At 29.9% G+C, this 21,657-nt stretch carries 25 protein-coding genes, 6 tRNA genes and 1 other annotated feature; of the genes, 24 read left to right on the top strand and 7 right to left on the bottom strand.

Translation table 11 applies throughout. The features are described from left to right. Positions 1-6: 6 nt before the first annotated feature. The 20 genes from FDN13_RS00780 to FDN13_RS00685 all read left to right on the top strand — a co-directional run bounded on the left by FDN13_RS00780 (position 7) and on the right by FDN13_RS00685 (position 15,603). Positions 7-210, top strand: coding sequence for a flagellar FlbD family protein (locus tag FDN13_RS00780; RefSeq protein WP_138978428.1), 204 nt, complete (start codon positions 7-9; stop codon positions 208-210). Next, the gene (locus tag FDN13_RS00775) at positions 207-1,034 is read left to right on the top strand and encodes a motility protein A (protein ID WP_138978427.1); all 828 of its coding nucleotides are present in this window, start codon (positions 207-209) and stop codon (positions 1,032-1,034) included. Before FDN13_RS00780 ends, FDN13_RS00775 begins: the two co-directional genes overlap by 4 nt. Further along, positions 1,027-1,779: an OmpA family protein gene (locus FDN13_RS00770; protein ID WP_138978426.1), complete on the top strand. Its 753-nt coding sequence runs from the start codon at positions 1,027-1,029 to the stop codon at positions 1,777-1,779. The genes FDN13_RS00775 and FDN13_RS00770 overlap by 8 nt, the downstream gene beginning before the upstream one ends. Beyond that, positions 1,776-2,210: a flagellar basal body-associated FliL family protein gene (locus tag FDN13_RS00765; protein ID WP_138978425.1), complete on the top strand. Its 435-nt coding sequence runs from the start codon at positions 1,776-1,778 to the stop codon at positions 2,208-2,210. The genes FDN13_RS00770 and FDN13_RS00765 overlap by 4 nt, the downstream gene beginning before the upstream one ends. Before the next feature lie 15 nt (positions 2,211-2,225). After that, positions 2,226-2,564, top strand: a complete 339-nt coding sequence (locus tag FDN13_RS00760; RefSeq protein WP_138978424.1) for a flagellar biosynthetic protein FliO — start codon at positions 2,226-2,228, stop codon at positions 2,562-2,564. After that, positions 2,557-3,321 (top strand): flagellar type III secretion system pore protein FliP, encoded by a 765-nt coding sequence (gene fliP, locus FDN13_RS00755; RefSeq protein WP_138978423.1) that lies wholly within the window; start codon positions 2,557-2,559, stop codon positions 3,319-3,321. Before FDN13_RS00760 ends, fliP begins: the two co-directional genes overlap by 8 nt. 10 nt (positions 3,322-3,331) lie before the next feature. Continuing rightward, entirely contained in the window at positions 3,332-3,601 is a 270-nt protein-coding gene (fliQ, locus tag FDN13_RS00750; protein WP_138978422.1) for a flagellar biosynthesis protein FliQ, read from the top strand. Between the two features lie 8 nt (positions 3,602-3,609). Further along, positions 3,610-5,433: a flagellar biosynthesis protein FlhB gene (gene flhB, locus FDN13_RS00745; RefSeq protein WP_138978421.1), complete on the top strand. Its 1,824-nt coding sequence runs from the start codon at positions 3,610-3,612 to the stop codon at positions 5,431-5,433. Between the two features lie 11 nt (positions 5,434-5,444). Beyond that, positions 5,445-7,505: a flagellar biosynthesis protein FlhA gene (flhA, locus tag FDN13_RS00740; protein WP_138978420.1), complete on the top strand. Its 2,061-nt coding sequence runs from the start codon at positions 5,445-5,447 to the stop codon at positions 7,503-7,505. Beyond that, entirely contained in the window at positions 7,502-8,563 is a 1,062-nt protein-coding gene (gene flhF / locus FDN13_RS00735) for a flagellar biosynthesis protein FlhF (RefSeq protein ID WP_138978419.1), read from the top strand. Before flhA ends, flhF begins: the two co-directional genes overlap by 4 nt. Continuing rightward, entirely contained in the window at positions 8,563-9,420 is an 858-nt protein-coding gene (locus tag FDN13_RS00730; protein WP_138978418.1) for a MinD/ParA family protein, read from the top strand. The genes flhF and FDN13_RS00730 overlap by 1 nt, the downstream gene beginning before the upstream one ends. 6 nt (positions 9,421-9,426) lie before the next feature. Beyond that, a complete protein-coding gene (locus FDN13_RS00725; RefSeq protein WP_138978417.1) occupies positions 9,427-10,095 on the top strand; it encodes a flagellar brake protein in 669 nt (222 codons plus the stop codon). Positions 10,096-10,106: 11 nt separating this feature from the next. Next, positions 10,107-10,835 carry a FliA/WhiG family RNA polymerase sigma factor gene (locus FDN13_RS00720; RefSeq protein WP_138978416.1) on the top strand — a complete coding sequence of 243 codons (729 nt, stop codon included), beginning with the start codon at positions 10,107-10,109 and terminating at the stop codon, positions 10,833-10,835. A gap of 10 nt (positions 10,836-10,845) precedes the next feature. Beyond that, positions 10,846-11,247, top strand: a complete 402-nt coding sequence (locus tag FDN13_RS00715) for a DUF6115 domain-containing protein (RefSeq protein ID WP_138978415.1) — start codon at positions 10,846-10,848, stop codon at positions 11,245-11,247. Further along, positions 11,178-11,435, top strand: coding sequence for a hypothetical protein (locus tag FDN13_RS00710; protein ID WP_138978414.1), 258 nt, complete (start codon positions 11,178-11,180; stop codon positions 11,433-11,435). Before FDN13_RS00715 ends, FDN13_RS00710 begins: the two co-directional genes overlap by 70 nt. An 18-nt stretch (positions 11,436-11,453) precedes the next feature. After that, positions 11,454-12,221: a flagellar hook-basal body complex protein gene (locus FDN13_RS00705; RefSeq protein ID WP_138978413.1), complete on the top strand. Its 768-nt coding sequence runs from the start codon at positions 11,454-11,456 to the stop codon at positions 12,219-12,221. Positions 12,222-12,232: 11 nt separating this feature from the next. Then, complete coding sequence (locus FDN13_RS00700; RefSeq protein ID WP_138978412.1) at positions 12,233-12,976, top strand: flagellar hook-basal body protein; 744 nt, start codon at positions 12,233-12,235, stop codon at positions 12,974-12,976. Between the two features lie 66 nt (positions 12,977-13,042). After that, positions 13,043-13,489 (top strand): tetratricopeptide repeat protein, encoded by a 447-nt coding sequence (locus tag FDN13_RS00695; RefSeq protein ID WP_138978411.1) that lies wholly within the window; start codon positions 13,043-13,045, stop codon positions 13,487-13,489. A gap of 46 nt (positions 13,490-13,535) precedes the next feature. Continuing rightward, entirely contained in the window at positions 13,536-14,447 is a 912-nt protein-coding gene (locus FDN13_RS00690) for a S66 peptidase family protein (protein ID WP_138978410.1), read from the top strand. Further along, a complete protein-coding gene (locus FDN13_RS00685) occupies positions 14,440-15,603 on the top strand; it encodes a M20 metallopeptidase family protein (protein WP_138978409.1) in 1,164 nt (387 codons plus the stop codon). The genes FDN13_RS00690 and FDN13_RS00685 overlap by 8 nt, the downstream gene beginning before the upstream one ends. A gap of 189 nt (positions 15,604-15,792) precedes the next feature. Here FDN13_RS00685 and FDN13_RS00680 read toward each other — a convergent pair. From FDN13_RS00680 to FDN13_RS00670, 3 genes are all read right to left on the bottom strand, one after another. Next, positions 15,793-15,877, bottom strand: a tRNA-Tyr gene (locus tag FDN13_RS00680). A gap of 5 nt (positions 15,878-15,882) precedes the next feature. Continuing rightward, positions 15,883-15,958 (bottom strand) — tRNA-Thr (locus FDN13_RS00675). An 11-nt stretch (positions 15,959-15,969) separates the two neighbouring features. Then, a tRNA-Ile gene (locus tag FDN13_RS00670) sits at positions 15,970-16,046 on the bottom strand. Between the two features lie 161 nt (positions 16,047-16,207). Here FDN13_RS00670 and FDN13_RS00665 point away from each other — a divergent pair. Next, on the top strand, positions 16,208-17,260 hold the full coding sequence (locus tag FDN13_RS00665) for a CotS family spore coat protein (RefSeq protein ID WP_138978408.1): 1,053 nt from the start codon (positions 16,208-16,210) through the stop codon (positions 17,258-17,260). 25 nt (positions 17,261-17,285) lie between these two features. On the opposite strand, the gene FDN13_RS00660 is transcribed toward FDN13_RS00665, so the two are convergent. The 3 genes from FDN13_RS00660 to FDN13_RS00650 all read right to left on the bottom strand — a co-directional run bounded on the left by FDN13_RS00660 (position 17,286) and on the right by FDN13_RS00650 (position 17,528). Beyond that, positions 17,286-17,361 (bottom strand) — tRNA-Phe (locus tag FDN13_RS00660). A gap of 12 nt (positions 17,362-17,373) precedes the next feature. After that, a tRNA-Ile gene (locus tag FDN13_RS00655) sits at positions 17,374-17,450 on the bottom strand. 3 nt (positions 17,451-17,453) lie between these two features. Then, positions 17,454-17,528 (bottom strand) — tRNA-Glu (locus tag FDN13_RS00650). Between the two features lie 199 nt (positions 17,529-17,727). On the opposite strand from FDN13_RS00650, the gene FDN13_RS00645 reads away from it, so the two are divergent. From FDN13_RS00645 to trpS, 3 genes are all read left to right on the top strand, one after another. Next, on the top strand, positions 17,728-18,264 hold the full coding sequence (locus tag FDN13_RS00645) for a MerR family transcriptional regulator (protein ID WP_168190022.1): 537 nt from the start codon (positions 17,728-17,730) through the stop codon (positions 18,262-18,264). Between the two features lie 16 nt (positions 18,265-18,280). After that, positions 18,281-19,135 carry a GNAT family N-acetyltransferase gene (locus FDN13_RS00640; RefSeq protein WP_168190021.1) on the top strand — a complete coding sequence of 285 codons (855 nt, stop codon included), beginning with the start codon at positions 18,281-18,283 and terminating at the stop codon, positions 19,133-19,135. Positions 19,136-19,169: 34 nt separating this feature from the next. After that, positions 19,170-19,369, top strand: a binding site (T-box leader). A 46-nt stretch (positions 19,370-19,415) separates the two neighbouring features. Further along, positions 19,416-20,405 carry a tryptophan--tRNA ligase gene (gene trpS / locus FDN13_RS00635; RefSeq protein WP_138978405.1) on the top strand — a complete coding sequence of 330 codons (990 nt, stop codon included), beginning with the start codon at positions 19,416-19,418 and terminating at the stop codon, positions 20,403-20,405. A 28-nt stretch (positions 20,406-20,433) separates the two neighbouring features. Here trpS and FDN13_RS00630 read toward each other — a convergent pair whose 3' ends face one another. Next, the gene (locus FDN13_RS00630; protein WP_138978404.1) at positions 20,434-21,633 is read right to left on the bottom strand and encodes a pyridoxal phosphate-dependent aminotransferase; all 1,200 of its coding nucleotides are present in this window, start codon (positions 21,631-21,633) and stop codon (positions 20,434-20,436) included. Positions 21,634-21,657 lie beyond the last annotated feature (24 nt).

Genomic DNA, 21,657 nt, shown 5'->3' with positions numbered 1-21,657 from the left:
TAATTTATGATTATGCTTACAGGTTTTAATCACAAAATATTTTATTTAAATAATGATTTGATTGAGAAAATAGAAGTTACTCCGGATACGGTAATTACTCTTACAACTGGAAAGAAGTTTGTTGTAATGGAAACTCCGGAGGAAATAATAAATAGGATAGTAGAATTTAAAAGAAGATATACAATAGGCAATCCGGAGGTAATAAAATGAAGAAAAAGGACATATCAACAACAATAGGACTAGGGCTTGGGTTTATTGTTATATTAATTGGTATGGCTATGAATAATGGAAAGATAACATTAAGCGGTCTTAAACTGTTTTGGGATTTGCCTTCGATTTTTATAACTGTTGGAGGTTCCTTTTTTACAATACTTATTGCATATCCGCTGGAAGCTGTTAAAAAGCTTCCAGCCATGATAAAAAATGCATTCTTTGATAAAAGCATACCACAATTAGAAATTATTAATAAGTTTGTTGAGTTGTCAAAAAAGGCAAGAAGAGAAGGATTGTTATCCCTTGAGGATGAAATTCAAAATATAGATGATGATTTCTTGAAAAATGGAATTCAAATGGTAGTTGATGGAATAGAACCTGAAACTATAAGAGAAATATTGGAGCTTGAAACTTATGAAATGCAAAGAAGGCATTCAGAAGGAATAAATATATTAAAATCATGGGCAGGTTATGGACCAGCCTATGGAATGATAGGAACTTTAATAGGACTTGTTCAGATGCTTGCAAATTTAAACGATCCAAAAGCTTTAGGGCCTGGTATGAGTAAAGCTATAATAACTTCTTTCTATGGTTCAGTAATGGCTAACTTTATATTTGGACCTTTAGCAGGAAAGCTTGAGCTTAAAAGTGAAAAGGAAGCAAAGATTAGGGAGATGATGTTAGAGGGAATATTATCGATACAAGCAGGAGTTAACCCAAGGATTGTTGAGGACAAGCTAAAGACATATTTATCCCCTGTAGAAAAACTTAAGATGATTAAAGAAAACCAGCAGGGAAGCATGGTGACTGAAAATGAGTAAGAAGAAGGAAGTTGAAAAAAAGCAGATAAGCCAGGAATGGCTTACTACATATTCAGATATGGTAACTTTAATATTAACATTTTTCGTACTTCTTTATTCCTTTTCACAGATTGATAATATTAAATTTAAGGCAATAGCTATGTCCCTTGCAAAATCCTTTGGAGCAACGTCAGGCTACATAGTAAATGGAGGTAACATTGCTCCAACCCCTGTAGAGGCTAATCCAGCTTTAGAAAAAGATAGCAGTGGGGATATAAGCTTAGATAATGTAAAAATAAATGAAACAGAGAAAATATACAAGCAAGTAGAAAATTTTATAAAGGCTAATAAGCTACAAGGTAAAGTAAGTATAAAACAAGATGCAAGAGGAGTAGTTATTGAGCTTCAGGAAAAGATTTTATTTGATTCTGGAAGTGCACAAATAAAAAAAGAGAGCTTTCCACTTCTTGAAAAGATATCTGAGCTTTTAAGTAGTTTCCCAAATGAAGTAATAGTAGAAGGACATACAGATAACGTCCCTATAAATAGAGGATACTATCAGACTAACTGGGAACTTTCCACAGATAGGGCTGTAAAGGTAGTGAGGTATTTTACAGAGGTAAGGAAGCTAAATCCAACAAAATTTATGGCTGTAGGCTGTGGGGAATTTAAGCCCATAGATACAAATTCAACAGCAGAGGGAAGGCAAAAGAATAGGAGAGTTAATATACTAATAGTTACATCAGAGAAGGAGAATAAAAAATGAGCGATAAAAAGAGCAATAAGATTATTATGATTCTTCTTATAATACTTTTAGTAATTGCAGTAGGCATTGCAGCATTTTTTGGATATAGCTACTATTCTAAATTAAAGGCTAAAAATCAGCCTCAAAAAGTTGTAGAAAGTACTGTTTCAGTAGATGATATAATAGTTAATTTAGCTGATGAAGATACAAGAGTTTATTTAAAAACAAAAATTAGCCTTGGTTATACTAAAAAAGGTGCAGAGAATGATATAAATGCTGTTATGCCTCAAATAAGGGATAAGATAAATTCATATCTTAGAACAAAAAAATCCAGTGATTTTCAAAAGGATGGGCTTAATAAAATCAGGGATGAGCTTTTAAAACAAATAAACGATGTTCTAGGAGATCCAGTAGTTACACATGTATATTTTTACGATATAATAATTCAATAGTTTGCAGGTGATTGAATGGACTATAGTTTTGCTTTAGATGCATTAAAGATTATAATTTTACTTCCGATGATTATCTTTTTAATATATGGAGTTTTCAGGTTCGGAAGTAAATATATAAAAAATGTAAATAGTGGAAGGATAATTAAAGTTTATGAAAGAACAAACCTTTCTCAAAATGTTTTTATATCAGTTGTATCTATATTAGATAAAGTGTATGTTATATCAAATACGAATAATGAAGTTAAGATATTATTAGAGCTTGATAAGGATGCTATATCTAATTATAAAGATAATTCCTATAAGAGTGATATAATCAAATTAAATTTTCTAAAGAGGAAGAGCAATAATGAATAGAAGGCTAAATAAAATAATATACTTTGTTTTAATGTTCACATTACTAATTTGTGTAACAGCTTATGCTGAACCAAATAATATACAAATACCTAAGGTTACATTATCAGTTGATAGTTCAAAGACTCCAAAGGAATATGTTGATAATATAAAGCTATTATTACTTTTAACTTCTTTAACTTTTATACCTGCAATGGTTCTTATGATGACTTCTTTTACAAGGATAATAATTGTTTTTGGGTTTGTGAGGAATGCGCTTTCAACACAGCAATCTCCTCCAAATCAAATATTGATTGGACTTGCACTTTTTATGACTATATTTATAATGTCTCCAGTTTATACAAAGGTTAATAATGAGGCTATACAGCCATACTTAAAAGGAGAGATTACTCAGGATAAGGCCATTGAAATAGGTAGCAAACCGATTAAGGATTTTATGCTAAAGCAAACCCGTGAAAAGGATATAGCTTTGTTTTATACAGCTGCAAATATAGAAAAGCCAAAGGATAGGTATGAAGTACCCTTTAAGATTTTAATACCCTCTTTTGTTATAAGTGAGCTTAAAACCGCTTTTCAAATGGGATTTTTGATATATGTTCCTTTTATTGTAATTGACATGGTGGTAGCAAGTATTTTAATGTCTATGGGGATGTTTATGCTTCCACCGGTAACTATATCCCTTCCTTTTAAGATTCTGCTTTTCGTTCTTGCAGATGGGTGGCATCTTATTGTTAAGGCTTTAATCCAAAGTTTCATTTAGGAGGAATTTTATGACAGAGTCCTTTGTGTTAGCAATAGGGAAACAAGCAATAATTACGGCAGTCAAAATTGCAGCACCAGTATTAATAGCTTCTATGGTTATTGGACTTTTGGTTGGAATTTTTCAAGCTGCAACACAAATTCAAGAGCAGACTTTAACTTTTGTACCAAAGATATTGACATCTATAGTGCTTTTTCTGGTATTTGGAGCATGGATGCTTAAGACATTGGTTAAATTTATTCAGGAAATGTTCAGTTATATAACCCTTATTGTAAGATAGGTGATTTAATGGAACAAAATTTTATAGTTTATTTATTGTCAACAGTAAGGATAGTCTCTATGCTTGTATCTTCGCCTATATTTTCAGTAAGACAAATACCAGCACTTTTAAAAGTTGGGCTTTCTTTATCAATAGGACTTATAATATCACCAACAATTAATTCTACTGAATTTTATATACCTCATACTCTAACAGAGCTTGTAATTTCAGTTGCAATAGAGATATTTATAGGGGTTTTAATTGGTTATGTAGCAACTTTAATATTTAATGCTGTGAGGGTTTCAGCGCAGCTTATGGATTTTACAATAGGCTTTTCAATGTCCCAATATTATGATCCATCAACTGCGGGAAATTCTACACCTCTTGAAAGATTTTTTAATTGGTTTGCAATAATAATTTTTTTAACTTTTAATTTTCATCATATCATTATATCGGCAATTATAAAAAGCTTTGAAGTAGTTCCTATAGGCAAAAGTGTAATAAACTTAAATTATTTTCCTGTACTTATTAGCATTTTTTCAAAAAGCTTTTATATTGCTATGCAGCTTGCAGCACCTATTGTTATTGTGATTTTTATTACTGATTTTACCTTAGGTCTTCTATCAAGGACGGTACCGCAGCTTAATATTTTTATGTTAAGTCTTCCTGCAAAAATTTTAGTTGGAATTACAGTAATATCTGCAATATTGCCGGGGCTTTTACATATTTATGTAAAAGTTTTTGAAAATATGTCAGGTAATTTTATAAAAATACTAAATGCCATACCTTTTATAATGCTATTTGCATCTGACGATAAAACTGAAGAGCCCACAGCAAAAAAATTGCAGGAGGCCAAAAAGAAAGGACAAGTTCCAAAGAGCATAGATTTAAATTCAGCAATTATTCTTCTTGGAGTTACAATACTTTTATCTATTATTGGAGAATTATATTATAAAAACGGAAGAAATTTTTTAATACAAAGCTTTAAATATATAACTAAGGAAGATTTAAGTATTCAAAAACTTAATAATGTAGTTTTATTTGGATTAAAAAACGGTTTTTTAGCTGCAATGCCAATAGTATTTACGGTTATGTTACTTGGTATCATAGCAAATATTTCACAAATGGGTTTGATATTAACTAATGAGAGTTTAAAATTTAAATTTGAAAGAATTAATCCTATTGAGGGAATGAAAAGATTTTTTAATAAAAGGACTTATTTTGAACTTATAAAATCGATTTTAAAAATTGGAATAATATCTTATGTAGTTTTTAGTTATATAAAAACAAAGTTGAGTGACATTTTAAAAACATCAGATCTTAATCCAAATGGTATATATCCTTTTGTTAAAAGCATAGTTGATGCACAGCTTGTAAGACTTGTAATTTTTCTGTTTGCAATCGGGATATTTGATTATATATTTCAAAAAAGGCAGTATAAAAAGGATTTAAGGATGACAAAACAAGAAGTAAAAGAAGAGTTAAAACAGATGGAAGGAGATCCTCAGATAAAGTCAAGAATTAAGCAAAAGCAAAGGGAGCTTGCAATGAGAAGAATGATGCATGAGGTTCCCAAAGCAACGGTTGTAATTACAAATCCTACTCATTTTGCTGTTGCACTAAGGTATGAAAGGGAAAAGGATCCAGCTCCAAGGGTTGTTGCAAAGGGCTGTGATCTTGTAGCACAAAAAATAAAAGAAATTGCAAAAAAAAATAATGTTCCTATAGTTGAAAATAAGGATCTTGCAAGGACTATTTATTCAAAGGTAGAAATTGATGATGTAATTCCTTATGAACTTTATCAGGCGGTTGCAGAAATTATTGCTTATATTTACAGCATTAAAAATAATTGAGGGTGAAGTAAATGGCTAATGACAAAAAATTTAATCTTTCTAAAAGCACAGATATTATAGTTGCAGTTGCAGTTATCTTAATAGTACTTATGATAATAATACCACTTAAAACGTGGATGCTTGATATATTGCTTGCTTTTAATCTTTCCTTTTCATTAACGATAATGCTTCTTACAATGTTTACAACTGAAGTTTTGGAGTTTTCAATATTCCCGACACTCCTCCTTATTACAACCCTTTTCAGATTAGGGCTTAACATTTCCTCTACAAGGCTTATTTTAGGACAAGCTCAAGGAGGAAAGATAATAGAAGCCTTTGGAAATTTTGTTGTAGGTGGAAACTATGTTGTTGGATTTATATTATTTATAATTATAGTTATTATTCAATTTGTTGTAATAACTAATGGTGCTGGAAGAGTTGCTGAAGTTGCTGCAAGGTTTACACTTGATGCAATGCCAGGGAAGCAGATGAGCATTGATGCAGACCTTAATGCAGGAATTATAAGTGAAGCAGAAGCAAAGGACAGGAGAAAAAAGCTTCAGCTGGAAGCTGACTTTTATGGAGCAATGGATGGAGCAAGTAAATTCGTTAAAGGCGATGCTATAGCCGGTATTGTTATAGTTGTTATAAATATTTTAGGAGGTATAGTAATAGGGATTTTATTTCATAATATGTCAGCTATGGAAGCATTGACAAGATATGCGCTGCTAACTGTTGGTGATGGTCTTGTAAGCCAGATACCTGCACTACTTATATCAACTGCGTCTGGTATTATTGTTACAAGATCAGCAAGTGATACTTCATTTGGTAAGGAATTTACAAAGCAGATAACATCTTATCCAAAGGTGCTTGCAATCTCATCGGGCATACTATTTTTATTATCACTTATTCCATCATTACCAAAGGCTGCATTTTTATTTATGTCAGTACTTTGTGGAGGACTATCATACTTTTTAATAAAAGAAGAGAAACAAAAAGAGGCTATTAAAGAAGTTGCGATGACAAAAAATACGAAAGTTGAAAAAAGTGAACCAGAAAATGTTATTCATCTTTTAAATGTAGAACCTCTTGAAATAGAAATAGGTTATGGCCTTATACCTCTAGCAGATATGGCAAATGGTGGTGACTTGCTTGATAGAATTGCAGGAGTAAGGCGTCAATGTGCAATTGAAATGGGAATAATAGTTCAACCTATAAGAATTAGAGATAACCTTCAGCTTGCAACAAATGAGTATTGTATAAAAATAAAAGGCATACCTGTTGGAAAAGGTGAAATATTTTGTAACCACTATCTTGCAATAGATGCAACAGGGGAAGGAATTAATATAGATGGTATAAAGACAGTTGAACCTACATTTGGCCTACCAGCGGTTTGGATTCCTGAAAGTAGGAAGGAAGAAGCTGAATTTAATGGAATAACTGTTGTTGATCCAACTACAGTGCTTGTTACCCATTTAACTGAAATAATAAAAAGTCATTCCTATGAGCTTTTAGGAAGACAGGAAGTTAAAATGCTAATTGATAATCTTAAAGAAAACTATAGTGCAGTTGTAGAAGAGCTTATACCTAACATATTAACTTTAGGTGAAATACAGAAGGTTCTTCAAAACTTACTTAAGGAGAGAGTTCCAATTAGAGATCTTGTAACAATATTTGAAACTTTAGCGGATAACGGCGTAAATACAAAGGATGTTGAGCTTTTAACAGAATATGTAAGGTTTTCCTTAGGAAGAACTATATGCAAAAATCTTGTTGATGAAAATAATTGTATAAGAGTACTGACACTTCATCCTGAAATTGAGCAGTTAATTGGAGATAGTATACAAAAAACATATCAAGGTTCCTATCCTGCCCTTGATCCGGATACAACTAAAAGGATATTTGAGTCGATTAAAATGTGCATAGAAACAAGCAATTTTAATAATGGACAACCAGTTGTACTATGTTCCCCAAGGATAAGACCTGTATTTAGAAAACTAACAGAGATTGTATTTCAAAATCTTACAGTATTATCAATGAATGAAATACCAACTGATGTACAAATAGAAACCGTAGGGATGGTGGCTATATGATAATTAAAAGATACATTGTTGATAATATGAATGAAGCTATGACAAGGATAAGATATGAACTTGGCAATGATGCTGTAATAGTAAGTCAAAGGAAGATAAGACAGAAAGGAATAATAGGTTTTATAAAACCTAAAAAAATTGAAGTTACGGCTGCTGCTGATGATAAATCTAAAAAAAGTAAGGAAAACTCTGATAAAGATAAAAATGAAAGTCTTCAAAAGGAAATAAACGAGTTAAAGGAGATGATGGCATCTCTTTTAGGCCAAAAGGAGCAATCTAAAATAAAGACTCAAGATAGAAGTAAAACTAAGCAAAGGCTTTTAGAAAATGATATACCAATAGAAATAATAGAAGATATTTATAATGCCATTAAAGAAAATAATGGAAATAAAAAGCTTAGTAGCAAAAAAATTGAAAAAGAAATTAAATTAATAATTGAAAAGATAATTAAAATTAATGAAAAAAAAGATTGCAGGCTTCAGGTTTTTATAGGGCCAACAGGTGTTGGCAAGACAACAACCATAGCAAAAATTGCAAGTATGTATAGTTTATATCAACAAAAAAAGGTGGGGCTTATAACAATTGACACTTATAGGATTGGAGCTGTTGAACAGTTAAAAACTTACTCTGATATCCTTGGAATCCCTTTTAAAGTTGCCCTTTCAATAAAGGACATTCCTAAGGCAATTGATGAAATGAAGGAATGTGATGTTATTTTAATAGATACTACAGGAAGAAATTGTAAAAACATGATGCAGATATCAGAAACTAGAAAATATGTTGAAACGATTAATGCTGATATAGTTCATCTTGTTCTTAGCATGACTACAAAGCAAGGCGACATTAAAAAGATTATTGAAAATTATAAGACTGTAAATTATAACAGCTTAATATTAACAAAGGTCGATGAAACGCTTACTTATGGATCAATATTAACAAGCTGCTTTTATGGGAATGTACCAATTTCATTTATTACTACAGGACAAAATGTACCTGAAGATATTGAAGAAGCAAACAAAGATAGGCTATTGAAACTGGTACTGGGAGATGATAACTAATGGATCAGGCTTCAAATTTAAGGAATTTGATAAAAAATAGAAAACAAAATAGTTCAAATAAATTTAAAGTAATTGCTATATCAAGTGGAAAAGGTGGCGTTGGCAAAACAAATGTTGCAATTAATCTTGGAATTGCCCTAAGTAAACGAGGCCTTAAAGTAACAATACTTGATGCTGATTTTGGTATGGCAAATGTTGATATATTGTTTGGAATAAAAACAAAATATACAATTTATGATATTTTATATAATAACAAGACTATAGATGATGTATATGCATTAACTGATGAAGGAGTTAAGATAATTCCAGGTGGATCTGGGATAAGTGGGCTTTTTGAGCTTAATGATGAAAAAAGAAAAATAATCGTAAATGAATTTTCTAAGATTCAGGATACAGATATTTTGATTATAGATATGGGGGCAGGATTGTCTAAAACATCCTTAACACTTTTAGAGTTTGCAGATGAAATAATAGTTGTAACAAATCCTGAGCCTTCAGCATTAACTGATGCCTATAGTCTTATTAAGATATTAATTAATGAAGGAATAAAAAGCAATATAGGAATTATTGTAAACAGAACAAGAAATATAATTGAAGGGCGTGATACTTTTGATAAACTTTTTAAAACAGTAAAGGCATTTTTAGGAAGAGAGGTTAAATACCTTGGCTATATTGTTGAGGACTCAAAGGTAAGACTTGCAGTAAAAGAACAAAGACCTTTTATATCTTTGTATCCAAAATGTGAAGCAGGACTGTGCATTTATAGAATATCATCAGAAATATTGGGGCAAGAAGAAAAAAATAAAAACTCAACTGTTAAGGAATATATAAGTAAAATATTAAAGTTTTTAGGGTGATATGTTATGTTGGATTATAAAATCAAATTAAATGTCAATCAAAATTTAGAAATAATTGAAAATGACATAACGTATAAGAGCAGTATTCAGGATATAAAAAATGAATACATACTCATTGGTATGCCTATTTCTGGAAGCAAATATATGATGATTCATATAGGTAGTATAATTGAATACTACATAGCAAACGAAAAAGAAGTATTTAAATGCCGTTCAGTTGTTTTAGGAAAAACGAAGGAAAAAAATATTCAGCTTGCAATGTTAAGTTTTCCTGAGGTAATTGAAAGAGTTCAAAGGAGAGAATATTTTAGACTTCCAATTGTTATGGATGTAAAGTATTTTATATTACCTGAAAATAGAGTATATATAGATTTAGCTGATGTTCCTATTGGATATTTTAAAAACCTAGAAAAAACAGTAACTATTGATATAAGTGGTGGAGGAGTAAAAATAATATCTAAAAAAAGTGCAAAGCATAATGATTTTATTTTACTTTCAATCAAAGTACCTGATGAAATTAATGTATTATGTAAAGTAGTAAGGTGTGATTATGATGAAGCTGGTAAAAATTATAAAATAGCATTAAGGTATGAAAAAATAGATGAAAGATTAAGGGATAAAATAATAAAATTTATTTTTGATAAGCTTCGTGAACAAAGTAAGCTGTTTAAGTAGGAGGTGAAGCTATGAAATGCTATCAACACTTTGATGAAAGGGAAGAGATGATTATAAAATATTTGCCTTATGTAAAATATATTGCATCAAGGCTTGTTGCCGGGAAACCACCAGGGCTTGAATATGAGGATTTGATTAGTTTTGGCATAATAGGATTAATAGATGCTATTGAACGGTTTGATCCTACAAAGGGTTTAAAGTTTGAAACTTATGCTACCTTAAGAATAAGAGGTGCAATTATAGACGAGCTTAGAAAGATAAGCTGGATACCAAAGAGTGCTTTTTCTAAATTGAATTATCTTAATCAATTAAAAAATGAATTAGAAACAAAACTTAATAGAGAACCTACCGAAGAGGAACTTTCAAATTATAGTGGGATGTCAACTGAAGAGATTAGGAACATTGAGTCCTATATAAATTACATATCAATCATATCTCTTGATGAAGTGCTTTTTAAATCTGATGAGGAGGATGTAAAGTTTAAAAGTATTATAAAAGATAGTACAAGCCCTCAGCCGGATGTAATAATAGAAGATAATGAAAAGCAAAATATGTTAAAAAAGGCTATAGATATGCTTTCAGAGAAAGATAAGATAATACTTAATCTATATTATTTTGAAAAGTTAACTTTAAAAGAAATTGGTAAAATATTAAATATTTCTGAATCGAGGGTTTCACAGCTGCACAGCAGAGCTATTGTAAGGCTAAGGGAAAACCTTAAGAAATTAAATTATTTATAAGGAGATTATTATGATTTATATATTGACTCTTTCTGGACTGATTATTATATATGTTGCTATCAGAAAAAGAGTTGAAAATAAGGAAAACTCTAAAAATGAAGTTAGTTCATTTGAATTTTTTGAAGATATGAATTCCATGAAAGAAAAGATTAAAGAATTGTCAAACCGAGTGAATGATTTAGAAAATTCTTTGATTATTTTAAATGAAATTATTGAACAATATGTAGAGAAAAAAGATACTGAAGATGAAAAAAGCGAAAATAATGATAATGATATAGAAAGAAAAGATTTAAACGATATTATATTTGAGCTTTATGATAAAGGAATGTCTATAGATGAGATATGTTCAAAATTGATGATAGGGAAGGGGGAGGTACTATTAAGGATTGGTTTAAGAAAACAAAAAAAATAATAAGTTATTTATTTAAAGATAGTAATTTCTTATTAGGTCTTGGAGTTGGAATAATGATTTCTACCTTAATTTTAAGTTCTTTTTCATATAGCCAAATACCTAAGTATAAAATTGAAATGATGGCAAGAAAAATGGGAATGATTTATCCCGATGAAATTAAAGCCTACTTTGAAGGCGATAAAAAATAGAAGGTTGAGGTGCAAACTATGATTAGAGGTCTATATATTGCTGCTTCTGGAATGATAACAAGGCAAATACAACAGGAAAACTTAAGTAATGATGCTGCTAATATAAATACTCCCGGATATAAAAAAGATAAGATAGCTTTAAAAACATTTCAAGATGTAATGGTTGAAAATAGGGATAAGATTATAAACGGAAAAGGATATAGAAACCCTTTAGGAAATTTGGGGATGGCAGTGGGAATAGATGAAGTTAAAACTGATTATTCTCAAGGAATATTAGAAGAAACTAACAGAAATCTTGACTTTGCAATTAATGGAGAAGGTTTTTTCACTGTAGTTGATGGCGATGGAAATAAGTTTTATACAAGAAATGGAAGGTTTAAAATCGATTCAGAAGGTTATCTTACAACAATGGAAGGATATAAAGTTTTAGGATTAGATGAAAATGACAATGAAATAGAAATAAGTGTAAAGGATCTAAATTTTGAACTTTCATCAGATGGAACTATTAATACTGGTGATAATATAGTAAAGTTCTATATTAGTAATTTTGATGATAAACAAAATCTAATAAAGGATTCTTCAAATAATTATACTTCAGATATTGAACCTAATATTGTAAACTCTGATGTAAAACAAGGATATCTTGAAAAATCAAATGTTGATGCTACAGAAATAATTACAGATATGATAAAGATTATGAGAAGCTATGAGGCAAACCAAAAAGTATTACAACAAATGGATGAAACTCTTGGGAAGGCAATAAATGAGGTTGGAAGTGTTAAATAAGAGGTGATATTATGTTAAAGATACTATGGAATGGCAGATCAGGTCTTTATTCTAATCAAAATAAACTTGATATTATATCAAATAATATAAGCAATGTAGATACTAATGGATACAAAAAAAATGATCTTGCCTTTGAAGATATTATGTATAATAAATTGGACAGACTTGGTGTTCCAATAACAAGTAGTAATCGTGATAAGCTCACTCAAGGAAGTGGAAGCAAAGCTGAAACTATTGTAAGAGATTTTAAGCAGGGCGTATTAACAGAAACTAATAAAATATCAGATATCGCAATAGATGGTAATGGATTTTTTAGGGTAAAGGACTCAGATGGTAACTATTATTATACAAGAGATGGTGCTTTTAATATAGATAAAGACGGAAATTTTGTACATTCATCTGGATATGTGCTTGATATTGATAACTATGATCCACAAAAATTAAGTGAGAAAATAAACATAGATAGCGAAGGAAATATATATTCTAATAGTGATACAATTGGTAAAATTAATATATATGATTTTGTTAATAGGGATGAATTAGTGTCTTGTGGTGAAAACCTTTTTAAAGCTCAAAATGATCCTGAAATTGCAAAGGGTATTTTAAAGCAGGGATTTATAGAAAAATCGAACGTTGATATGCCAAAAGAGCTTACTGACATGCTTATTACACAAAGAGCCTTTGAAATCAATTCAAGAATTGTAAAGTCTGCTGATGAAATGTGGCAGATTGCTAATAATTTAAGAAGTAAATAGTAGGTATAAAAATCTCCTTTAAAGTATATAATTTAAAAGTAAAATGAAACTTTAAAGGAGAAAGCTATGTTAGAAAAATATATAATTAAATTTATAAATGAAAATGATATTAATTATGCCAAAAAGTTAATAGAAAAAAATTTTAAAGATAATTATAAGCTCTATAATTACTATATGGGTCTTTGTTGCTGTTGTGAAAAAAAGTATTTTTCTGCGATTTATCATTTTAAAGAAGCTATAAAAAATGGACTTATAAATGCAGTAATATATTATAATCTTGGAACTGCGTACCTTGAAACTGATAATTATAAATTAGCAGTAGAGTGCTTTTTAAATTGTATTGAACTTGATTCTAAATTTATAAATAGCTACATAAACCTTGCATATATATACTACATAAACAAAGATTTTAAAACAGCATATAGAATTATAAAACTTTGTTTATCCTATAGTGAAGATGTTAAAATTAAAGATATTGAAAAAAAGCTATTAAGTCTGATATGCTATTCATAGGGTGCTTCCTTTTGGAAGCATTTATTTTTATAGAGGGAGTGGTAATTTGATAAAACCAAAGAAGTTAAAGATAGGTAGTAAAATAGGTATAATTGCTCCGGCAAGCCCTGCTTATGATAAAGATAGTATAGAAAGAGGAGTTAATATTTTAAAAGAGATGGGTTTTGATGTAGTTTTAGGAGATAGCTGCTTTCAAAGGCATGGCTTTCTTGCTGGAGAAGATAAAATACGTGTAAATGATATAAATAAATTTTTTATGGACAAGAGTATAGATGCAATAATATGCCTTAGGGGAGGCTATGGCACAATAAGAATACTTGATATGATTGATTATGATGTGATAAGAAATAATCCAAAGATATTTTGTGGTTATAGTGACATAACGGCACTACATTTTGCAATATTTAAAAATACAAAACTTGTAACATTTCATGGACCAATGTTAGCATCAGATATATCTGAAAATGATGATTTTACAATTAAAAAATTTATTGAATGCGTAACTGGCAATATCAAAGGAAAAGCTTATAGTTTAAATGCAATCAATCAAAAAGATGTTGAAGGTAGAATCTTAGGTGGAAACTTAAGTTTGATATGCTCTCTATTGGGTACTGCCTATGAAAATTTATTTAAAGATAAAATATTATTTATTGAGGATATAGATGAAGAACCATATAAAATTGACAGGATGCTCTATCAGCTCAAGTTATGTGGTGTTTTTAATAAAGTAAAAGCTGTTATACTTGGACAGTTTACAAATTGTGAGGCTGAAGATAAAGATAAAAGCCTTTCCTTTAATCAAGTTATATTTGATTTTTTTTCAAAAATACAGCTGCCAATATATTATGACTTTTTAGTGGGACATGAAAAAAGAAAAATTACAATACCGTTAAATGTAAAGGTGAGGATAGAAAATAATAAACTATATTTTATGGAGGATGGTGTAAGCAATGAATAATTTTTTAGAAAAAGCTAAAAACGTATATGATATGATGGTTACAATAAGAAGAAGCCTTCATAAGTATCCTGAAATTGATAATAAGCTTTATAAGACTACAGAGCTTGTTGAGTCTTATTTAAAAGAACTTGGTATTAAATATACAAAATACGATAATAATGGTATTATAGCTGATATTGGTTCCAAAAAGAATAAAATAGTAGCTTTGAGAGCAGATATGGATGCCTTAGAGGTTGTTGATTTAAAAGATGTACCTTATAAATCACAAATTGAAGGATATATGCATGCCTGTGGTCATGATGGGCATACTGCAATTCAAATAGGTGCTGCAGCAATATTAAAAGAAATAGAAAAAGAACTTGATGGTACAGTTAGGCTAATATTTCAGCCAGCTGAAGAGACTTATGGAGGAGCAAAGGAAATGATAGAATATGGTTGCTTAGATAAAGTTAAAGCCATAATTGCTCTTCATGTAGATGAAACTATGAGCTTAGGTAAAATAGGAGTAAAAAAGGGAGTAGTATGTGCAGCTTCAAATCCTTTTACAATAAACGTTAGGGGAAAGGGATCCCATGGAGCTCACCCTGAAGATGGAGTTGATAGTATATATATAGCTGCAAAAATAATTGATAATCTTCAAGGTATTGTTTCAAGGGAAATTGCAGCAGTTGACAATGCTATTATAACAATAGGAAAAATTAATGGAGGTACTGCACTTAATGCTATAAGTTCAAGTGTAGTTATGGAGGGTATAATAAGAACTCTTGGAAAAGATTTAAGAGATTATTGTGTAGGAAGAGTTAAAGAGATTGTTGAAAATACTGCAAAATTGTATAGGGGGAAAGCAAGCTTTGAATATATTGAAGGTTATCCATCATTTCAAAATGATAATGAGCTGTTTAATTTATTTAAGGATATTATAGAGAAAGATAAAATTGCTGAGTTTATCGAAATTGAAAAGCCTTCTATGGGAGTAGAAGATTTTGCTTATTATGCACAAATAATTCCCGCTTTATATTACAGATTAGGATGTAGGAATGAAGAAAAGGGTATTATAAATCCAGCTCATGGAAGCTATTTTGATATCGATGAAAGTTGTATGATAGTCGGATGTGCAGCACAGGCAGCTTTTGCATATAAGTTCTTAAAAGAATAAAATACTGTATACAGTTATGCAGGAATAATCTTCTATAAATGAAATAAATATGTTGACTTAGCTATATATTTTTTGTAATATAAATTTAAACTCAAAGGGAAGATTTGCCTTATGCCGCTTCTACGATAGTAGAAGCTATTTTTTTATTTAAAACAAGGCATAAAAAAAGTGCAAGGTTTTCTTGCACTTTGGTGGAGGGAGATGGATTCGAACCATCGAAGTCACTGACAACAGATTTACAGTCTGCCCCCTTTGGCCGCTCGGGAATCCCTCCTCGTATGGAGCCGGCTATCGGAATCGAACCAATAACCTACTGATTACAAGTCAGTTGCTCTACCGATTGAGCTAAGCCGGCGTATTATGAAATGGTGGGCCTTCAGGGATTCGAACCCCGGACCGACCGGTTATGAGCCGGTTGCTCTAGCCAGCTGAGCTAAAGGCCCTCTCGGATATTTCTTATTATAAAATATAGCTGCGCGTATGTCAATATATATTTTTAATAAATATATATCATAATATATATTATCATAAATGATAAATAAACAGGTAATAAATTACAAACATTATAAATATACTTTATTATAACATTTGTAAGGAGTATCTTATGCCATCAAATCTACAATCTAATAATAAAATAAATTATGATGAATATAGCAAAGTAAAAAAAATTTTAAAGCACTATGCAATAGAACCTGAAAGTATAGAAAAAATTAGAAACGTATACAAAATTAAATTCAATAATAAAAGTTATTGTTTAAAGAAAGTAAGGCATAGCAATAAAAAAGTTATAAAAAATTATCATTTAATTAAATATCTTAATAATAATGGATTTAATAATATAGCATCATTTATACTTACATCAGATGGCAAAGAATATGTTAAAACAAAAAAATCAATATATTACGTGACAGAATGGATTGAAGGTAGAGAATGCAATATATATGATATAGATGAGCTTAAAATGGCTATTAAATTGCTTGCTGAGTTCCATTTAAAATCAAAAGGTTTTTATTATAAAGAAATAAAAATAGAAAACAAGATAAAAAATTGGCCTTTAGAACTTAGAAAAAGAAAGCAAGATCTTTTAAAATTTAAAAAGATAATTGAAGATAAAAAAGTAAAAAGCATATTTGATATTCAATATTTTAATGCTATTGATGGAGCAATTAAATATATGGATATTTCAATTAAAATGCTTGATGAATCTAAATATTATGATTTACTTAAAAGAGCAAAGTACGAGAAAAGTATATGCCATGATAGTTTTTATTATCAAAATATTATAATAGATGATATTGGAAATGTATATTTAATTGATTTTGATAGTATAACCTATGATATTTGTGTTTACGATGTTGCAAAATTTATAAGAAGAATAATGCATAAAAGAATTTACTCATGGGATTTTAATAAAGCTCAAGAATTAATATTAGAATATTCAAAAGTAAATCCATTATCTTTGGAAGAATATGAAATAATGCTTGCCTTTATAATTTTTCCTCATAAGTTTTGGAAGTTAGGAATTAAAAGATATCATAAACATAAAAAGTGGGAAGATGAAAAATATTTAAAAAAGCTAAATCGAATTTTAAGATATATTGATATGCAGGATAAATTTATAGAGGACTTTATAAATTATTATGGTTTAAATAAATAAAAAAAGCAACTTTGAAAGTTGCTTTTGGTGGCCAGAGCCGGAATCGAACCAGCGACACGAGGATTTTCAGTCCACTGCTCTACCGACTGAGCTATCTGGCCGTATTAATTTAATGGTGGGCCTTCAGGGATTCGAACCCCGGACCGACCGGTTATGAGCCGGTTGCTCTAGCCAGCTGAGCTAAAGACCCAAGTGGTGACCCCTACGGGATTCGAACCCATGTTACCGCCGTGAAAGGGCGATGTCTTAACCACTTGACCAAGGGGCCACATTGTTATAATATATAGCTGACGAAATATAATATATCATGATATGAAGATATAGTCAATATGTTTTTTAATATTTTTTGTTATTCGACAATGGATTAACATATAATGTAAATATGTTGTATATTTTTGTATTTGATTACTCCACATATTTAGAAGGAAAATATTATATTTTAAAGAATATATATGTGGGGTGGTAATATGGGTGGAATAACGTATACATTTAAAGATGTTTGTGAAAAAACAGGATATAAGGCTTCGGTAATTAGATATTACGAAAAGGAATTCAATCTAAATATACCAAGGGATGTTAATGGCAGAAGGTTTTTCACTCAAAAAGAATTTGATAAATTAATTTTTATTAGACAACTTCAGCAGCAAGGTTATACTAACGGTCAAATTAAAAAAATATTAGAAGATAATAGATTTGAAGGATTACAGGAAATTGCAATAGCAAAGGATTTGACCTTTGATGGCAATGACGCTTCTTTACTTCCCTTAAGTCAGAACATAATAAAGATAATTAATGAAAAATTGCAGGAGATTAATTGTAATATAAATGAACTTAATAAAAACATTAGTAGCAAAGAAAGAGATGTACTTATCAGCGAAAATATGAAATTAAAAATGGAACTAAAGCAAAAATCTTATGAAATAATTGAACTGAAGGAAAAGCTAAAATATGAGAAAGAGCGCAAGAAAGGTTTTTTATCAAAAATATTTAAAAAAGATAAATAATTATGAAGGTGCCAAAATGCTTACAATTAATAATGCTAAAATTAAAGATATAATTTATATAAAGAGGATAATTAATAATGTATCACAAAACGCGAACTTTCACAGCGAATTTAATTCAAGCATTATAAAACATGTATTAAAAAAAACTTGCTTTTTAGTTTATGAAAATTATATATTACAATGCATATTATTTTTTCATAATGATTATGAAGTTTTTGTTATTCCAACAAACAAAACTTTTTCTTTTTTTAAGTTGCTTTATATTTTAAAAAATGATTTTAAAAATAACGAGTATAAATTAAAAATAAAATATAAAAAACTAAATATAAGCATGTATAAAAAATATTATAATATAAAAATAAAAGAAAACTATTTATATATGTATTTAGATATTTTGAGTAAAAATACGGAAATAGACTATAATAATAGTAATGATTTATTTGTAAGGAAAATGAAAATAGGTCATGAGGAAAACATTAGAGTAATGTTGCAAAATGACATTTTTTCAAAGGTTAAAGATAGAATAGAATTAACGTTAAATGAAGTAATTTATGAAGAAAATAGCAGTAAGTTTCTAAAAAATTTATGTTTTTTTATTGAATATAAAGGATCACCAATAGGATATGGGCAAATTATTAAGACACAGAATAGTTATTATCTTGTGAACTTTGGAATAGTACAAGAATTTCAAGGTAGAGGTTTTGGATATTATTTTTTAAATGAAATTATAAAAAGTTGCAAAGCAAACGGAATTGAAAAGTTATATCTTACTGTAGATAGTAATAATAAAAAGGCTATAAATTTGTATAAAAAATATGGTTTTGAGTTTTTATATGGAAGTGCTTCAATTATTTTAAAAAATAATAATTAATATTGCTTTAGTTTATTTTATATTATAAAATTATTTTAAAGCTATGATAGGAAATAGTAAGCATATCGACTTCGTAAAGCGAACCGGGTTTGGTGAGAGCCGGGACGAATAGAATGCTGAATGGGGCCTTGAGCTGCATCTGAATTAAGTAAGAATTGCCGTATTCCTGCGTTAAAGGTAAAGTGAGCATTATGCTAATTTGGGTGGTACCGCGGGTAACTTCTCGTCCCATTATGGATGAGGAGTTTTTTTATTATACATTTTAAGGAGGTTGTCTTATATGAAAGGAAGAATATTAACAGGTGATAGAACTACTGGAAAGCTTCATCTTGGACACTATTTTGGTAGCCTTCAAAACAGAGTAAAACTTCAACATGAATATGAAACTTTTATTATACTTGCTGATGTTCAAGCACTTACAACGCATTTTGAAAATCCGGGTATGTTATCAGAAAACCTTAGAAATGTAGCTATAGATTATCTATCGGTAGGTATAGATCCTGAGATTTCAACTATTTTTGTACAATCTTTAATTCCTGAAATTGCAGAACTTACCATATATTATTCAATGTTTGTTTCTGTAAATAGCTTAAGGCATAATCCAACTATAAAAACTGAAGCAAAAGAGAGAGGGTATGATGATTTAACTTATGGCTTCCTTGGATATCCAGTATCACAAGCTGCAGATATCAGTTTTTGCAAAGCTAACCTTGTGCCAGTTGGGGAGGACCAAGTTCCTCATATTGAAATGTGCAGAAAGATTGTTAGAAGGTTTAATGAGCTTTATGCACCTGTACTTGTTGAACCTGAAGCTTTAGTTGGAGATGTTCCAAGGCTTGTAGGGCTTGATGGAAAACTTAAGATGAGTAAAAGCTATGGTAATGCTATTTACCTTTCTGAAAGCTATGAGGAAATTATGAAAAAAGTTAGAAATGCAGTTACAGATCCAAATAGAATTAAAAAATCTGACCCCGGTAACCCAGATATTTGTACAGTTTTTTCATATCAAGGGATATTTAATAAAGAAGATAAGTGTAATATAGAAGAAATGTGCAAGGGTGGAAAGATAGGTTGTGTAGAATGTAAGAGAATACTTGGAGAAAAAATAAATGAGTTTATATCTCCTTTTAGAGAAAAAAGAGCATATTATGAATCTCATCCTAAAGTTGTAGATGAAATACTATTATCAGGGACTAACAGGGCAAGGGAAATAGCAAAAGAAACTATGCGTGAAGTTAGAGCTGCTATGAAAATAAACTATTTTGATTAAAGGCAGGGTATATACCCTGCCTAAAAAATTATTCTTTAGTATTTTTATATTCTTCAAGTCCGGCTTTTAAAATATTCATTGCCTTTTCTAAATCTTCACACTTTAAACAGTAAGATATTCTTACTTCATCAAGACCAAGGCCTTCCGTAGAATAAAAACCTGCTGCAGGTGCAAGCATTACAGTTTCATTGTTGACTGAAAAATCAGTTAATAACCATTTTACAAAGTCTTCAGCATCTTTTACTGGCAGTTTAGCAACAACATAGAATGCACCAGTTGGCTTTTGGCATACAACTCCAGGCATTTCCTTTAAAGCATTGAAAACAACATCCCTTCTTTTTTGATATTCTTTTTTAACTTCAAAGAAATATTCTTGGGGTGTATCTATAAGCTTTGCAGCACCTATCTGTTCAATAGTTGGAGTACAAAGTCTTGACTGACAAAGTTTTAAAATATTTGCAATAAGCTCTTTATTTTTACTTGCAACAAGACCAATCCTTGCACCACAAGCACTATATCTTTTTGATATACTATCTATTAAAATAACTCTTTTTTCTATTCCGGTAACCTTCATAAAGCTTGTGTATTCAAGGTTATCATAAACAAATTCCCTATAAACTTCATCAGCTATTATAAATAAATCATATTCTTTTGCTATTTCAGCAATAAGGTTAATTTCTTCTTTTGTATATACAACTCCAGTAGGATTACCAGGATTTGATAGAAGTATTGCTCTTGTTTTATCATTTATGTGTTTTACAATTTCAGATTTAGGTGGTAAATGGAAACCTTCTTCAGCTTTTGTGAGAAAGGAGGATACATTAACACCTGCGATTTGAGCAAAACCATTGTAATTAGTATAAAATGGCTCGGGTATTAAAACGTTGTCGCCATAATCACAAACACCCATTAAAGCAAATAAAATTGCTTCACTTCCACCATTTGTTACCATTATCTCATCACTTTCAAAATGGATGTCCCATTTTTTATAGTATTTTATAAAACTATCGATTAGTTCAGATATACCATGGGAATCACTATATTTTAATACTGGTTCATTAAAATTTTTTATTGCTTCATAGAAAACTTCAGGAGTATGTATGTCTGGTTGTCCTATGTTTAAATGATATACTTTTTTCCCTTCTTTTTTAGCATTGTCAGCTAAAGGAGCAAGCTTTCGAATTGGTGAGGCCTGCAGGTTTAATATTCTTTGGGATAATTTAGCCATATTAATAAACCTCCTTTAATTTAT

Source organism: Caloramator sp. E03 (assembly GCF_006016075.1).
In the GTDB taxonomy this organism is placed as follows: Bacteria; Bacillota; Clostridia; order Clostridiales; family Caloramatoraceae; genus Caloramator_B.
The sequence above is the reverse complement of the archived record's forward strand: the minus strand, read 5'-3'. Positions and strand labels throughout refer to the sequence as shown.